General features: G+C 54.5%; 9 protein-coding genes. 3 read left to right on the top strand and 6 right to left on the bottom strand.

Going from position 1 to position 16,713, the window contains the following annotated elements:
* Positions 1 to 72: 72 nt before the first annotated feature.
* Both nrdA and ubiG read right to left on the bottom strand, forming a co-directional pair.
* Complete coding sequence (gene nrdA, locus EPE01S_RS02255; RefSeq protein WP_062742935.1) at positions 73 to 2,358, bottom strand: class 1a ribonucleoside-diphosphate reductase subunit alpha; 2,286 nt, start codon at positions 2,356 to 2,358, stop codon at positions 73 to 75.
* Between the two features lie 483 nt (positions 2,359 to 2,841).
* Entirely contained in the window at positions 2,842 to 3,573 is a 732-nt protein-coding gene (ubiG, locus tag EPE01S_RS02250; RefSeq protein WP_062742934.1) for a bifunctional 2-polyprenyl-6-hydroxyphenol methylase/3-demethylubiquinol 3-O-methyltransferase UbiG, read from the bottom strand.
* A gap of 226 nt (positions 3,574 to 3,799) precedes the next feature.
* Between ubiG and gyrA the strand changes: the two genes are divergently transcribed.
* A complete protein-coding gene (gene gyrA / locus EPE01S_RS02245) occupies positions 3,800 to 6,436 on the top strand; it encodes a DNA topoisomerase (ATP-hydrolyzing) subunit A (protein WP_062742933.1) in 2,637 nt (878 codons plus the stop codon).
* Positions 6,437 to 6,498: 62 nt separating this feature from the next.
* Here gyrA and EPE01S_RS02240 read toward each other — a convergent pair whose 3' ends face one another.
* Positions 6,499 to 7,509 (bottom strand): alpha/beta hydrolase family protein, encoded by a 1,011-nt coding sequence (locus EPE01S_RS02240; protein WP_062742932.1) that lies wholly within the window; start codon positions 7,507 to 7,509, stop codon positions 6,499 to 6,501.
* A 76-nt stretch (positions 7,510 to 7,585) separates the two neighbouring features.
* Between EPE01S_RS02240 and EPE01S_RS02235 the strand changes: the two genes are divergently transcribed.
* Together EPE01S_RS02235 and rcsC are read left to right on the top strand one after the other, a co-directional pair.
* Positions 7,586 to 8,557, top strand: a complete 972-nt coding sequence (locus EPE01S_RS02235; protein ID WP_062742931.1) for a helix-turn-helix domain-containing protein — start codon at positions 7,586 to 7,588, stop codon at positions 8,555 to 8,557.
* A gap of 105 nt (positions 8,558 to 8,662) precedes the next feature.
* Entirely contained in the window at positions 8,663 to 11,518 is a 2,856-nt protein-coding gene (rcsC, locus tag EPE01S_RS02230; RefSeq protein WP_062743103.1) for a two-component system sensor histidine kinase RcsC, read from the top strand.
* 68 nt (positions 11,519 to 11,586) lie between these two features.
* Here the strand turns inward: rcsC and rcsB are convergent, their stop codons facing one another.
* From rcsB to EPE01S_RS02215, 3 genes are read right to left on the bottom strand one after another with little or no spacing between them, the layout of a single operon-like run.
* Entirely contained in the window at positions 11,587 to 12,234 is a 648-nt protein-coding gene (gene rcsB, locus EPE01S_RS02225; RefSeq protein ID WP_062742930.1) for a response regulator transcription factor RcsB, read from the bottom strand.
* Position 12,235: 1 nt separating this feature from the next.
* Complete coding sequence (gene rcsD / locus EPE01S_RS02220) at positions 12,236 to 14,896, bottom strand: phosphotransferase RcsD (RefSeq protein WP_062742929.1); 2,661 nt, start codon at positions 14,894 to 14,896, stop codon at positions 12,236 to 12,238.
* Positions 14,897 to 14,911: 15 nt separating this feature from the next.
* On the bottom strand, positions 14,912 to 16,066 hold the full coding sequence (locus EPE01S_RS02215) for an MFS transporter (RefSeq protein WP_062743102.1): 1,155 nt from the start codon (positions 16,064 to 16,066) through the stop codon (positions 14,912 to 14,914).
* Positions 16,067 to 16,713 lie beyond the last annotated feature (647 nt).

Below are 16,713 nucleotides of genomic sequence, written 5' to 3'. Positions count from 1 at the left end.
AAATGAGTCAGGGCCAGCATGCTGGCCCCGTAGGGAAATCGTAAAAGGGGCGGCGCTGACCGCCCCTGCCGGTTAGATTTTGCAGGCACCGCTTTCGCAGCCGTCATCCTGAATGGAGGGCACCAGGTCTTCCTGCGTATCTTCCGCACCGTCGCGGGTGTTCTGGTAGTACAGCGTTTTCACGCCGAACTTGTAGGCGGTCAGCAGATCTTTCAGCAGCTGCTTCATCGGTACTTTACCGTTGGCGAAGCGCGTCGGGTCGTAGTTGGTGTTCGATGAAATCGCCTGGTCGATAAATTTCTGCATCAGGCCGACCAGCTGCAGATAGCCGTCGTTATTCGGCATATCCCACAGCAGTTCATAGTTATCCTTCAGGCGCTCATACTCTGGCACCACCTGACGCAGGATACCGTCTTTCGACGCTTTAATGCTGATATGGCCGCGCGGCGGTTCAATACCGTTGGTGGCGTTAGAAATCTGCGAAGAGGTTTCTGACGGCATCAGCGCAGACAGGGTGGAGTTACGCAGGCCGTGTTTTTTCACCGACTCGCGCAGCGCATCCCAGTCCAGCAGCAGCGGGGTATTACAGATCGCATCCAGGTCTTTCTTGTAGGTGTCGATCGGCATAATGCCCTGGGAATAGGTGGTTTCGTTAAACCACGGGCAGGCACCCTGCTCAATCGCCAGATCGTTAGAGGCTTTCAGCAGCCAGTACTGAATAGCTTCGAAGGTCTGGTGCGTCAGTTCGTTTGCACTGCCGTCAGAGTAACGAACGCCGTTCTTCGCCAGGTAGTAAGCATAGTTAATGACGCCAATACCCAGCGTACGGCGGCCCATCGCGCCACGTTTTGCGGCCGGGATAGGATAGTCCTGGTAGTCCAGCAGGGCATCCAGCGCACGCACAGCCAGCGTTGCCAGCTCCTGCAGGTCGTCCAGGCTCTCAATCGCCCCCAGGTTAAACGCCGACAGCGTACAAAGGGCAATTTCGCCATTTTCGTCGTTGACGTCCATCATCGGCTTGGTTGGCAGAGCAATTTCCAGGCACAGGTTAGACTGGCGCACCGGAGCAATAGCCGGGTCAAACGGGCTGTGGGTGTTGCAGTGGTCAACGTTCTGAATGTAGATACGGCCGGTAGAGGCGCGCTCCTGCATCATCAGTGAGAACAGATCCACGGCTTTAATACGTTGCTTGCGGATGCTGCTGTCCTGCTCATATTTGGTGTACAGACGCTCAAACTCTTCCTGATTCGCGAAGAAGGCATCGTACAGGCCAGGCACGTCAGACGGGCTGAACAGGGTGATATCTTCGCCTTTCAGCAGGCGCTGATACATCAGCTTGTTGATCTGAACGCCGTAGTCCATGTGGCGCACGCGGTTACCTTCCACGCCACGGTTGTTTTTCAGTACCAGCAGGCTTTCGACTTCCAGGTGCCACATTGGGTAGAACAACGTTGCGGCACCACCGCGCACGCCGCCCTGAGAGCAGGACTTCACTGCGGTCTGGAAATGTTTGTAGAAGGGAATACAGCCGGTATGGAACGCTTCACCGCCGCGGATCGGGCTGCCCAGCGCGCGGATACGTCCGGCATTGATGCCGATACCGGCACGCTGAGACACGTACTTCACGATGGCGCTGGAGGTGGCGTTGATAGAGTCCAGACTGTCACCACACTCGATCAGCACACAGGAGCTGAACTGGCGGGTAGGGGTACGGACGCCCGACATAATCGGCGTCGGCAGCGAGATCTTAAAGGTGGAGATCGCATCATAGAAACGCTTCACGTAGTCCAGACGGGTCTCACGCGGGTAGCCGGAGAACAGGCACGCCGCCACCAGAATGTAGAGGAACTGGGCGCTTTCATAGATATCACCGCTGACGCGGTTCTGCACCAGATACTTGCCTTCCAGCTGCTTGACGGCAGCGTAGGAGAAGTTCATATCGCGCCAGTGGTCGATAAAGCCGTCCATCAGCTCAAACTCTTCCGCGCTGTAGTCTTCCAGCAGGTGATGGTCATATTTACCCATCTCAACCATGCGTTTCACCTGGTCGATCAGTTTCGGTGGCTCAAACTGGCCGTACGCTTTTTTACGCAGGTGGAAGATAGCCAGACGGGCAGCCATGTACTGATAGTCAGGGGCATCGCGGGAGATCAGGTCAGCTGCGGACTTGATGACGGTTTCATGGATATCAGAAGTGCGGATACCTTCGTAGAACTGGATGTGGGATCGCAGCTCAACCTGGGAGACGGAGACGTTTTGCAGTCCTTCGGCAGCCCAGTCGAGAACACGGTGGATTTTATCGAGATCGATACGCTCGGTGCGGCCATCGCGTTTGGTTACAAGCAGACTCTGATTCATGTCGCGTTTTACCTGTCCTTAACAAATAATCCCCACGCTTATACACAGATTTCTCATTGTGAGTAACTCTGTGGATAAACACTATATATAGGGGTTGAGGGAAATCTTGATAACAATATGGTGAGTATTCTAGTAATTTCCGCGTGCTTAACAAGGCTTGATTTTCAGGGAAAACTACGGTTGTGGGGGGCGCATTTTTCCTAAGTCCACGTTTCTCAAGGCCCTGGGTCATTGTCAATGGGTTGAGAAATTTTTTAGAATTTTGATCGAGCGCGGGTTTCTTGTTCAGCCTGAAAATTTCCAGCATTTTGTTGCTGCAAAAGTACACATGATAGCGCGCCTCACAGCCAAACTGGCATGATGGTCACAGCGTACTCTGATCCCAAAGCGAGAGGTAAGACGAAAACGATCTTATCCCTGTCCGGCAATGAAAGGCAAAACCCTGCGGTATGGGCGGAATGTTCTCCGCCCGTAAGTTCGTCTTTACGTGTCGGGCGCGCGATGTGCGTGCACCATATAGTTAACATCGACACCCGGGGCCAGCTTAAAGTGATTGGTCACGGGATTGTAGTGCAGGCCAATGATATGACGTTCACGTAGGGGCGTTTCATCCACCCAGTTCAGCAGTTCCGCCGGGCGAATAAACTTTTTAATATCGTGCGTGCCGCGTGGCACCATACGCAGGACGTATTCCGCACCGATAATCGCCATCAGCCAGGATTTGCTGTTGCGGTTAAGAGTGGAGAAAAAGACTTCCCCCCCCGGCTTCACCAGACGCGCGCAGGCGTGAACCACGGAACGCGGGTCCGGCACGTGCTCCAGCATCTCCATGCAGGTCACCACGTCGTACTGACCGGCGAACTGCTCCGCGTGTTCTTCCACGGTCTGCTGGACGTAATCAATGGTGACACCGCTCTCCAGCGCATGCAGGCGTGCCACTTCCAGCGGTTCCGCCCCCATATCCAGGCCGGTGACGTTTGCGCCTTCGCGTGCCATGCTTTCAGCGAGAATACCGCCGCCGCAGCCGACATCCAGCACCTTTTTGCCAAACAGGCCATCCGCGTGTTGAGCAATCCAGCCAAGGCGCAGCGGATTGATGCGGTGCAGGGGTTTGAACTCCCCTTCCAGGTCCCACCAGCGTGATGCGACGGCTTCGAATTTGGCGATCTCACCGTGGTCAACGTTCTGTGTGCCTGTGTTTTGTTCTGCATTCATTGGGTTAATACTCCAGCCAAAGTTTGACGCAGTATATACCCCTCATCGTTCAAGTTGCATCTTTGTAGGGGGCGCATGTTGACGGGGGGCTGTCAGGGTAGCGGATCCACAAAGAGACAGAATGCAATAAAGCGGCCAAAGCGATGCTTTCCATTCAACACCTGGACGCAATGTGATATACTTTCGCACCTTTGAATCCGGGAATAACAGTAAGGAAAGCGCGTCCATGAGCGACCTCGCCCGCGAAATTACACCGGTCAATATCGAAGAAGAGTTAAAGAACTCCTATCTGGATTACGCAATGTCGGTCATCGTTGGCCGTGCGCTGCCAGATGTCCGTGATGGCTTAAAGCCGGTTCACCGCCGCGTGCTTTACGCTATGAACGTGCTCGGTAATGACTGGAACAAAGCTTATAAAAAATCCGCCCGTGTCGTCGGCGACGTTATCGGTAAATATCACCCTCATGGCGACACCGCCGTGTATGACACCATCGTGCGTATGGCACAGCCGTTCTCGCTGCGTTATATGCTGGTTGATGGCCAGGGTAACTTCGGTTCCGTGGACGGCGACTCCGCTGCGGCAATGCGTTATACCGAAGTCCGTATGTCCAAAATCGCTCACGAATTGTTAGCGGATCTGGAAAAAGACACCGTCGACTTTGTGCCAAACTATGATGGCACTGAGCAGATCCCGGAAGTGATGCCAACGCGGGTACCCAACCTGCTGATTAACGGCTCCTCAGGGATTGCAGTCGGTATGGCGACCAATATTCCACCGCACAACCTGATTGAAGTGATTAACGGCTGTCTGGCGTATATCGAAGACGAGAATATTACCGTTGAAGGCCTGATGGAGCACATCCCTGGCCCGGACTTCCCGACAGCCGCGATCATCAACGGTCGCCGTGGAATCGAAGAAGCCTATCGCACCGGCCGGGGTAAAATTTACATCCGCGCCCGTGGCGAAGTGGAAGTCGACGCAAAAACCGGTCGCGAAACCATTATCGTGCATGAAATCCCTTATCAGGTGAACAAAGCGCGCCTGATTGAGAAGATTGCTGAACTGGTTAAAGAGAAACGTCTTGAAGGCATCAGCGCGCTGCGCGATGAGTCTGATAAAGACGGTATGCGTATCGTGATCGAAGTGAAACGCGATGCGGTAGGCGAAGTGGTGCTGAATAACCTTTATTCGCTGACCCAGCTTCAGACGTCCTTTGGCATCAACATGGTGGCACTGCATCAGGGCCAGCCTAAGATTATGCCGCTGAAGGATATTCTGGAAGCCTTCGTGCGTCACCGTCGTGAAGTGATCACCCGCCGTACCATCTTTGAACTGCGCAAAGCGCGCGATCGTGCCCATATCCTCGAAGCCCTTGCCGTGGCACTGGCCAATATTGACCCGATTATCGAGTTAATCCGCCGTGCAGCATCCCCGTCGGAAGCGAAAGCGGGTCTGATTGCACAGCCATGGGCGCTGGGAAATGTCTCGGCGATGCTGGAACGTGCCGGTGACGATGCTGCCCGCCCTGAGTGGCTGGAAGATGAGTTCGGTATTCGCGATGGCCAGTACTATCTGACCGAGCAGCAGGCTCAGGCGATCCTGGATTTACGCCTGCAGAAACTGACGGGTCTTGAGCATGAAAAACTGCTCGACGAATATAAAGAGCTGCTGGAGCAGATTGCCGAACTGCTGCGTATTCTGGGCAGCTCCGAGCGCCTGATGGAAGTGATCCGCGAAGAGCTGGAGCTGATCCGCGATCAGTTCGGCGACAAGCGTCGCACCGAAATTACCGCCAACAGTGCCGACATCAACATCGAAGACCTGATTAACCAGGAAGATGTTGTTGTGACCCTGTCGCACCAGGGCTACGTCAAGTATCAGCCTCTGACGGATTACGAAGCGCAGCGCCGCGGTGGTAAAGGCAAGTCAGCCGCACGTATCAAAGAAGAAGACTTTATTGACCGCCTGCTGGTGGCCAACACCCATGACACCATTCTCTGCTTCTCAAGCCGGGGCCGTCTGTACTGGATGAAGGTTTATCAGCTGCCGGAAGCCAGCCGTGGTGCGCGTGGACGTCCTATCGTCAACCTGCTGCCGCTGGAAGCCAACGAACGTATTACGGCGATCCTGCCGGTACGCGAGTATGCTGAAGGCTTCAATATCTTTATGGCTACCGCCAGCGGTACCGTGAAGAAAACCGCGCTGAAAGAGTTCAGCCGTCCGCGCAGCGCCGGTATTATTGCCGTCAACCTGCGTGATGATGATGAGCTGATCGGCGTGGCACTGACCAACGGCAGCGATGAAGCGATGCTGTTCTCCGCCGCTGGTAAAGTGGTTCGCTTCGCAGAAAGTGCAGTGCGTGCTATGGGCCGTACGGCTTCCGGCGTGCGCGGTATCAAGCTGGCGGAAGGCGACCGTGTTGTGTCACTGATTGTACCGCGTGATGATGGTGCGATCATGACCGTCACGCAGAACGGCTACGGCAAGCGTACTGCTAACAGCGAGTATCCGACCAAGTCGCGTGCAACCCAGGGCGTCATCTCCATCAAAGTGACTGAGCGTAACGGGCCGGTCATCGGGGCAGTACAGGTTGTTGACAGCGATCAGATCATGATGATCACCGATGCTGGCACGCTGGTACGTACCCGTGTTTCTGAAGTGAGTGTGGTAGGGCGTAACACCCAGGGTGTTATCCTGATCCGTACCGCAGAAGATGAGAACGTGGTTGGCCTGCAGCGCGTGGCTGAACCGGTAGCAGAAGATGAACTGGATGCTATCGATGGCAGCATTGCGGAAGGGGATGATGATATCGCCCCGGAAGTGGAAAACGACGACGATGCCCCGGAGGCTGATGAGGAGTAATCCTTAGCCCCTGGAGAAAGCCGGTTCACTGCGAACCGGCTTTTTTTTGCCTGCGATTCAGGCTAGCGTGGTACGTTGAGAAAGCCGTTATGCTGCATAAACTGGCTGATGGCTGCCAGCGTCTGCTGATGGATCGCCTCCCTCTGTGCGCGAGGCGTTTCGCAGAGGAAAGCCTCGCCTTCCTCCGCCAGAATCGCCGTTGCTGACGGCTGACATACCGGCAGGAAGTCGAAATGCCCCGCGTCCTGCAGCTTCACCTGCGGCAGCGACAGACCATCGACGCCCAGCGTCAGACTGCCGGTGGCGCGAATATAATACCCGGCGGCTATCGCCAGCACCGGCACGTTGATGGTGCGGAGGCTGTCCGGGATCAGGACGTAGCTCATCGCCGGGTCAAGAGCGACGACAAACCGGAAGCGGCGGTCGCGATAGCTGGCCGCCAGTCGGGTATCATCGGTTTTTTCCAGCCGGACACCGTCACGGTAGTAAAACTGGCAGTCTGGCATCTGCGGCATTGTCTGGCAGTAGTGGTTCAGCCGCTGACGGTTTATCCGGCCACCGGCCAGTGCCAGCACGCTGTAACCCCCTTTTGAGTGTCCTACTGCACCGATTTTTTGCCGGTCTATGGCCTGCTGCCAGACCGGACTCGCCAGGTAGTGAGTCAGCAGAGCGGAGAGATCGGCTGTTTGCAGGGTCAGGTCGGTAGCAGGCCGCGAGTCACCCGTGGTGCTGCCGGGATGGCTGGCGGCAATCACCACAATCCCCCGCGCCGCCAGCGGCACGGCCAGCCAGGCGAGGCTGGTATTATTACCGCCGCTACCGTGGCTGAGAATAATCAGTGGAAAACGTCCTGCCGCCAGCGGTGCGTGAGGGATGGCCGTGAAGCCGGAGAAGACGCCGCTTTCTGCCTGCAGCTCCGCCTGCTGCTGAGTGTGGCTGGGGTAGAAGAGACGAACACTGAGGCTGCGCTGAGTGTGGGGATCCACGACGATATCCTGCTGAGTGCCAACGGAAAAGCTCCATACGGGGTAACTGAGAACCAGCAGTATGGCGGAAATAATAGTGCGCATCATATTCACTCCTGAGCTAGAAAAGGCGTATTATCAGAACTTTACAGGCGCGTGGCGTCCTCGATCGCGATAGAGTCCTATGCTGATACCGGTTAATTTTCTGCTCAGTCTGATCTGCATTCTGCTGTTGTTGCAGCGCCGCGATCGCGGGCATCTTTTCCAGCTGCTGCTTGGTCTGTGTCTGGTACACAGCCTGATTGCCGGGCTGGCCGTGCTGCTACCGCAGGAGTTTTTCTGGCGCAGGCTGCAGCCGGTGACCGCTGCGGCTCTGCCTTTGCTGTGTCATCTGGCACTGCTGCAGGCGACAGGGGGGCCGCTGAGGACTGGCTACAGCGCGCTGGTTCTGGCGATGATGGTCGCCTGCGTGCTGTTCTTCCCCCAGGGTATTGACGTTCTGATGACCATAGTCTGGCTGGGCTGTGCCGGCCTGATGTTTTGGCGGCTCCGGCGGGGCAGTGTGGTGCCGGGCAATGACGGTGCGCTGACGTTGCGCGGCTGGCAGGCGCTGGCGCTGCTGCTGATCGCCGTGGCGTGGCTGGATGTCATTATTTCAGGCTCTGTGGTCTTTGCCGCCGGAAAGGGAAGCGATGGCTCAAGGTTGGTAGGCAATCTGTTGATGGTGGGCGTGATGTCGCTGCTGCTGCTGCTCGCCCGGCAAAGCTCCCCGCAGGTCACCCCCCGGATCGCCAGACTGGCCAGTCCTGAGGACGGGGCGGTGATGACGCGGATTGAGGCCCTGATGCAGGACGGACTGTACCGGGAACCCCAGCTGAGCCTGACGCGGCTGGCACGCAAGGCCGGCATCCCGTCGCGGCAGGTGTCGGCGGCGATAAACGCCCTGCATCAGCAGAGCGTGTCACACTACATCAATGGCTGGCGCATTCGTGAAGCGGGCGATCGGCTGAAGGGCAGTGGTGAGACCGTTATTGAGGTAATGGAACACGTCGGTTTTCAGACTAAATCCAACTTTAATCGTGAGTTTCGACGCATCACCGGAAAAACACCGACGCAGTGGCGAAAAGAGGCCTGGGAACAGGCTGAAAATCACTGAAATAGCGTGCGGCGTCGGCGGGGATAACTGGCTTTTTTACCATGCTGACGCTACTGTATCGGCAATCATTTTCTTTTGTCCGTTATGGCTGCCAGTGGGTTACGCTTGAAATATCTTGTCTCTTTCCGAACGACGTTAAAGATCTCCCGCTATCTGTTCCGCGCCCTGGCGCTGATGCTGTGGACGCTGGGCGCACTACTGACGACGTTCTATATTATTAATGTCGTTCACGAAAGAGAATCCCAGGTCCGCCAGGAGTTTAATACCAGCTACGATCAGGCCCAGTGGTACATACGCCATTCCGCAGACGTGGCGCGCGAACTGAAGTTTATTGCTGAAAACCGCCTGAACAACGCCGCTAACGGGGCGGATGCGATGAACGGTTCGTTGTCGATTAAAGCGACGCCGCCTCAGTTCTATCCGCTTTATGCGGATTCAGACTGTAGCGCCATGAGTCATACCTGGAATAACTCCCTGCAACCGCTCAGCTACTTCCTGAATTACTGGAAAGAAAACTTTGCTTCCTCCTATGAGCTGAACCGGGTCTTTTTTATCGGTAATGACAGCACCTGTCTGGCTGATTTTGGCCCCGCCACCGAGCCTGCGGAACGGGAACGCGTGTTGAAGTCTCTGCGCGAGCGCATTCTGAAATATCGCAGTGGGGATGCCGAGGAGCGCAAAAGCAGTCTGTTCTGGGTGTATCCCGGTTCGCAGCCTGGGGTTGGCTATTACTACATGATCACGCCGGTCTATGTGGCAAATAAAGTAGCCGCTTTACTGGGCATAGAGCAGAGCATCCGCATGGATGATCTTATTATGCCGGGCAGTATGCCGGTCACGGCCACGCTGGTGGATGAGAATAACCAGCGGCTGCTCTCTTCGGCCCGCAATGGCCCGGAATTCTCTGCGGATGACCTGCCTGACGAGGCCGGATGGTTCGGCTACGTGTCCGACTATGACCAGTTAATTATGAAGAAGAGTCTGCTGCCGTCATCGCTCAGTATTGTCTACTCTGTGCCGACCAATGTGATGATCGAACGGCTCAAAATTCTGATTATTAATGCCCTGTTGCTGAATCTGGTCAGTGCGATCGTTCTGTTTACCCTGGCCTGGTTGTTTGAACGCAGAATGTTTCTCCCGGCCGAAGATAATGCCCACCGGCTGGAGGAGCACGAGCAGTTTAACCGTAAGATTGTCGCCTCAGCGCCGGTCGGGATCTGCATCCTGCGCACCAGCGACGGAACCAATATTCTCAGTAATGAACTGGCGCACAACTACCTGACGATGCTGACGCAGGAAGATCGGCTGCGCTTAACCGAGATCATCTGCGGGCAGCAGGTTAACTTTGTCGATGTGCTGACCGGCAGTAATACCAACCTGCAAATCAGTTTTGTGCACTCACGCTATCGCAATGAAAATGTAGCGATTTGTGTACTGGTGGACGTCAGCGCGCGCGTGAAAATGGAAGAGTCACTGCAGGAGATGGCTCAGGCCGCCGAGCAGGCCAGTCAGTCCAAGTCGATGTTCCTGGCCACCGTCAGCCACGAGCTGCGCACGCCGTTATACGGGATTATCGGCAATCTTGATCTGCTGCAAACCAAGTCACTGCCGCCAGGCGTTGAGTCGCTGGTAACGGCGATGAACAACTCCTCCAGCCTGCTGCTGAAAATCATCAGTGATATTCTCGACTTCTCCAAAATCGAATCGGAGCAGCTGAAGATTGAACCTGCGGAATTCTCCCCGCGTGAAGTGGTGGCGCATATCACCTCCAACTATCTGGCGATGGTGGTCAAAAAGCGCCTGACGCTGTGGTGCTTTATTGAAAGCGATGTTCCGGCCACCCTTGACGGTGACCCGATGCGCCTGCAGCAGGTTATCTCTAACCTGCTGAATAATGCCATTAAATTTACCCATACCGGCGGCATTAATCTGCATGTCTACGTCAAAGATGGCTACCTGGCCTTCCGCGTGCGGGACACGGGTGTCGGGATCCCGGCGAAGGAGCTGACACGGTTGTTTGATCCGTTCTTCCAGGTCGGCAGCGGCGTGCAGCGTAATTTCCAGGGAACCGGGTTGGGGCTGGCGATTTGCGAAAAGCTGATCAACATGATGGATGGCGACATCGAGGTAGACTCTGAGCCTGGCATGGGCAGCCAGTTTATTATTCGAATTCCGCTCTACAACAGCCGGGTAGTGGTACCCGAGTTGAACAGCAGCCTGAACGAGAAGCAGTGCTGGCTGGCGCTGCGTAACGAACAGCTGGAAAAATTCCTGATGCGGTTACTGGGCAATCACGGCATTCAGGTAAAACATTACGCTGGCCAGGCCGCAGCGGATGATGTGATTATCACCGACTACGATTTACAGCCGGAGCAGGGGGTTCGGGCGACCATCCGGTTTGATAATCGCCATAATGATGCTCCGCAACAAACGGTGTCCGGTCACTGGGTCTGCGCGACCACGACGCCACACGAACTGCCTTCCCTGCTGGCCCGTATCTACCGGGTAGAGACGGGGTTACCGGAAGGTCTGCCTGCGGCTCTCGCAAGAGAGGAACAGCACGCCAGCCACGATGATATTCTTATCCTGGTGGTAGACGATCATCCTATTAACCGTATGCTGCTCTCTGACCAGCTCGGATCGCTGGGCTACCGGGTGAAAACCGCGCGGGATGGCCTTGACGCACTGAATGTTATTGCTCGTAACGAGATTGATATCGTACTGACCGACGTCAATATGCCGAACCTGGATGGCTACGGCCTGACGCGGCGTCTGCGTGAACTGGGGAAAACCTTCCCGGTGGTAGGGGTGACGGCAAATGCGTTAGCGGAAGAAAAGCAGCGCTGTCTTGATGCGGGGATGGACAACTGTCTGTCAAAACCGGTGACTATGGATACGTTACAGCAGGCGTTAACGTTATATGCAGAACAGGCGCGGAAAGGCAGAAAAGAGGGGGGCTGACCGGAGAGTAAAATTAAAGATAAGGGCTGACCAGAGAGAGAAGGCCAGCCCCTACGTTCCGCAGGAACTTAATCTTTAACCGGCGACATGCTCACCGATGACAGATAGTTGAGTAGCGCAATATCGTTATCCACGCCCAGCTTCATCATTGCTGATTTCTTCTGGCTACTGATGGTTTTAATACTACGGTTTAGCTTCTTGGCAATTTCAGTCACCAGGAAGCCTTCTGCGAACAGACGCAGAACTTCGCTTTCCTTCGGTGACAGACGTTTATCGCCGTAACCACCCGCGCTGATTTTCTCCAGCAGTTTTGCCACGCTGTCCGGCGTATATTTCTTGCCTTTCTGCAGGGCAGCCAGTGCTTTTGGCAGGTCGGTTGGTGCGCCCTGTTTCAGCACGATCCCTTCAATATCCAGATCCAGCACGGCGCTGAGGATAGCCGGGTTATTGTTCATGGTCAGAACAATGATCGACAGATCCGGGTAATGACGCTTGATGTATTTAATCAGCGTAATACCATCGCCATATTTTTCGCCAGGCATCGACAGGTCGGTGACCAGTACGTTGGCATCAAGCTTGGACAGGCTGTTAATTAAGGCTGTGGAATCTTCGAACTCACCGACAACATTGACCCACTCAATTTGTTCCAGTGACTTACGAATACCGAACAGAACAATAGGATGATCGTCGGCAATAATGACATTCAGGTTATTCATATTATTGGTTACCTTGCTGCAGCAGTTCGTTGACGTAATTGTCAACTTCACTGGTGGTATTTTTAATGTTTGAATCGTCACACTGTTGAATGTGATGTTCTAACGTTTCACAAAGCTGCTTGCCGGGTAGCAAATTTAACATGGCAAACACGCCTTTCAGCCGATGCGCAGTCTGAGCAAGCGCATTAAAGTCCCTGTTTGCGGCCTCATTATACAGTCTCTTTACATCATCGGGTACTGTATCGACGAAAAGCTGAAAGTAGCCACTGGCGAACAGTTGAGCGGTGTCCGGCTGTTCAGCATTTTCGTCGTCCTGCCCGTCCTGGGCCAGCTGTTGTTCAATCAATGTCAGCAGCGCATCCTGCATCGCGCTACTGATGTTGAAGTTTACCCGGTACTGGTGGGGGGAAATCTGGCAGAAGCCCGGTTCATCATCCGTCAGCAGTAATGCCCACGGGGTTAAGTGTTCGGGGTCATCTGTGATCAGCACATCGTGCTCCTGACCGGAGAAGCGCTCATCAGGAGTGATACAGTTGGCCCCCCAGTCTTCCAACTGGTGAACCACGATTTTCCGCACGTCATCCACGGTAATATCAATCAGGACATTAACGTCCTCCAGCAGTTTTTCTTCCTGAAGCAGCTGCGGTTCCAGTGGAACCTGCAGCTGAATATTGTAGCGCGTACCGATATCCGGACTGGCGCTGATCTCCAGGTGCCCCCCCAGGTGTTTACACAGCTGTTTGCACAGGAAGAAGGCCATGCCGGACGCCTGACCGTAGCGATCCTCATGGGTTTCGCCCAGATAAGGGAAGTCGGTGTTCGACATTTCGTCCGCGGTGAGACCGGCTCCGGTATCCACGATCTCTATAATCAGGCGATCCTGACGCTCCGCCTGCGCGCTGACGGTGACACTGACCCGGCCCCAGGTTGTGGTGGTCACGGCATAGTGCAGCAGCGTGGAGAGAATTTTACGGATAGCCCGGCGATCGCCTAAGCGCGTCTCATCGCTGCTGCGCTGATTGGCGATCATGAGCGTCAGCCCTTTGCGACGCATCACCGGCAGGAGCTCGCTGACCAGGTCATCCAGTAGCGATTGCAGATTGAAACTGCCTGCATCCGGTGCCCAGTCGAGGGTTTCCAACTGATTGAGCAGGACAATATCATCGACCAGACGGCTCAGGGCCTGCGAAGCTTCCAGCGAAACTTCGACCTGTTCTGTTGGCTCGGTGTCGGCCAGTGCCTCTAAGCGCGTAATCACGTCGGTCAGCGGGCGCTGCAGGGCATGGCCAAGATTTTGTAACAGCTGCTGGCGCGACTGATGGTTTTTATCCAGCACCTGCTGGGCTTTTTGCAGTTTCTTGTTCACCAGCAGCTCACGATCCTGATCGCGCATCATGAACATCTGGGTGTGCGGAGAGATCATGCTGCGGGCATGGCGAATCTCATACACCTCGTTGTTCACCGTAGCCTGTAAAACGCCCTGATGCTGATCGGACATATTGATAATTTTTTGCAGGTTAAGATGTGGCAACAGATGCTCGGCAATTTTATTGCTGATGATGGTTCGGTTATTGGCAAAATCGTACACCAGCAGCCCCACTGGAAGCGTACCGACAATCTCTTCATTGAGAAGCCGCAAGGATTCAAGTTCGGCACTCTGATTTTCGCTCGGACGCAGCGACTGCTGGCGCAGCATCAACAGCCCGGCGAGCGACATCAGCAGCAGAGCCAGGTTTGCCAGCAATGGCCAAAGCAGGTTACGCAGCGTGTCAACGATCAGCCCGGTAACGGGCACCCGGTAGACCAGCTGTAACGGTGTGCTGGCCAGTGAACTGGTGATTTCAATATTGGGATTGACCCAATTGATGCGGGTACTGCCGCCGCTGTCCTGGTTATCGTCCCCTTCAGCGACTGGCGTGGTGTCCTGTTTTAACTGGAAATTCTCCAGTGGCATATTCACCGGAATAATGTCGTTGACCGGCAGGTCAAAGGCGACCACTGTCGCCAGGTGCCCCGGCTGATTAAAGGTGGTACGAACGGTGAAGTAGTGGTCATTCTGCCAGGTAAAACGGCGCAACGGGGAGAAGCTTTCCCGTTCATCCAGCGCATTCGCCTGCTGCAACATCTCTGCCCGGCGAGCCTCAACGATATTACTGATGGCACTCTCTTTATAACGCGATGCCATGTCTTTCAACGGCAGGGTAGAGACCAGTATCAGGCTGTTGTCCTGGCCGTTGAGGAAATACATTGACCAGGTGCTGTTTTCTGCGCCCCACAGCGTATCAAGGTAATTAGACATACGCAGTGTCATGTCCAGCGTGCCGCTGTCATGCGAACCAAAAATCAGTGCTTCGGTTTTCCGCCGGGTTTTTTCCAGATAATACACATCCTGACGCAGGCGGGTTTCCTGCAGACTGTTACTGGCGGTGCCGGTGGCGCTGGCGGCCAGATTTTCATAAATTTGCCAGGTGGCGAAACGATAGGTATCGACACGCTTTTGCATGGCGTGCGTAATATCGGCCATGGCGTAGCGTTTTTCCGTCAGCCAGGCGTTAACTGCGTTGTGGATCATAAATCCTGATGCCAGCAGCAAGACCAGGATAAATAACACAAAAAAGCGCGTAACATTGCCGGAAGTGAGTGGGAATTTATATGGCAACATGCAGTGAAACCCCGGTTAGCGAGTAATCTGTCGGGCGCTGGCCGCGACGACCAGCAGTAGCGCAGCGATACCGCTGAACGCCACGGACAGGCTGGACCATTGTGCGATAAACCCGACCAGGGCAGGGCCAGCCAGAATCCCGGCATAGCCAATGGTGGTCATGGCGGCGATGGCCAGATTCGCTGGCATCACCTGTTGTTTTCCCGCTGCGCTGAACATAATAGGCACCGCATTGGATGCGCCGAAACCCACCAGCAAGAACCCCGTCAGCGTCCAGAAGGCATCCGGCACGGCTACCGCCAGTACTAAGCCTGCTGCGGCGCAGAGTGTTCCGCAGAACAGCGTCGCTGTGCGCCCAAAAATCTGCACAACGCGGTCACCGAACAGACGGCCAATGGTCATGGCGACGGAAAAGACGGCATATCCCAACCCGGCCTGTGATGCCGCCAGGTCGCGGGTATGAGTCAGAAACAGCGCGCCCCAGTCAAGAATAGCGCCTTCGGTTAAAAACAGGATAAAGCACAGCACGCCAAGAAATAGCACCCAACCGCGCGGCATGACAAACAGCGGCGTGTCGGGCTGATGCAGACGCTGATTGAAAATATGACGCTGGCAGTAAATCCACAGCAGTATCAGCAGGAGATTGATCATCAGTATCGACATCAGCGGTGAGGCACCCAGCGCCAGCGCCACACTGACCAGACCCGCGCCGATAATCCCGCCCGCGCTGAAGAAACCGTGAAAACCCGACATCATGGCTTTACTGGCGCTTTTCTCGACCTCAACGGCCTGAATGTTCATCGCCACGTCGATGAGGCCGATGGCAGCCCCGAAAACCATTAACGTCAGCGCCAGCGCCAGGGGCGTGGCGAGCGTCGCCAGCAAGGGTAAGACGCACAGCAGCAGCAGGCTACCGGCAGCAATGACCCGTTTGCAGCCCACCCGGCCTACCAGCATCCCGGACAGAGGCATGGCTATCAGCGATCCCAGCCCAAGAAAAAGCAGCAGCGTGCCGAGAGAAGCGTCGCTTAGCAGCGCGCGCTCTTTGGCATAAGGAACCAGAGGAGCCCAGGCCGCCATACCGATGCCGGCGATCAAAAATACCGCACGCGTGGCACGCTGGGTAGCCAGCGCGTTCTTCTGTGTGGCAGGGTCTTCCTGAATCGTCATTTTATCCATTTTGCCTGTCGGGTAATCAACCTCATTTTTTACCATATTTAGTGCCAGTTATGAAGCTAAAACCCGGGCGGTGCGGTGACTTTTCACCTCATGATTCAGTTCACTTATGCGGTAAAGGCAACGTTAATAACCTGAAAAAATACGATGGTTAATCAGAATTATCCCTTAAAGCCAAATTTTAAGACAACTCCTGGCTTTTAGCCTGGAGTCGCGAGCTTAAATCAAATTATTGGTGAAAAAGATAAAAATCCATTTTTAAACCTCATCCTGCGCTGTGCCCCATGATGTTTTTTTAAGCGGGCGAGCTGTGCGGGTCATCACGATTCAACATGAAATTTTCGCGTCATTAACCCTACGTTATTACCAAGTTATTGATGTTTTTTGGCAAGAAATTACAAAACGTAACGTTAAGTAAAATTTTTTTCTGCGAGTTAAATCAAATCATTAATTCAGAATCCCTTTGTTTATGAGCATTTTCTGACAACGCTTCGGATTTTGTACTAAGCGCTCTTATTAATATTTTTTATCTTATCGATAAATTTTAATCAGATAAAACATTCAGTTTATTAATTATATCTGTGTGAGGTAATAAACAAAAAAAATGCAGTTTAAGCCATTTTTAGTTTTTTTTATCGGGG

The organism is Erwinia persicina NBRC 102418, from assembly GCF_001571305.1.
GTDB lineage: Bacteria > Pseudomonadota > Gammaproteobacteria > Enterobacterales > Enterobacteriaceae > Erwinia > Erwinia persicina.
The sequence above is the reverse complement of the archived record's forward strand: the minus strand, read 5'-3'. Positions and strand labels throughout refer to the sequence as shown.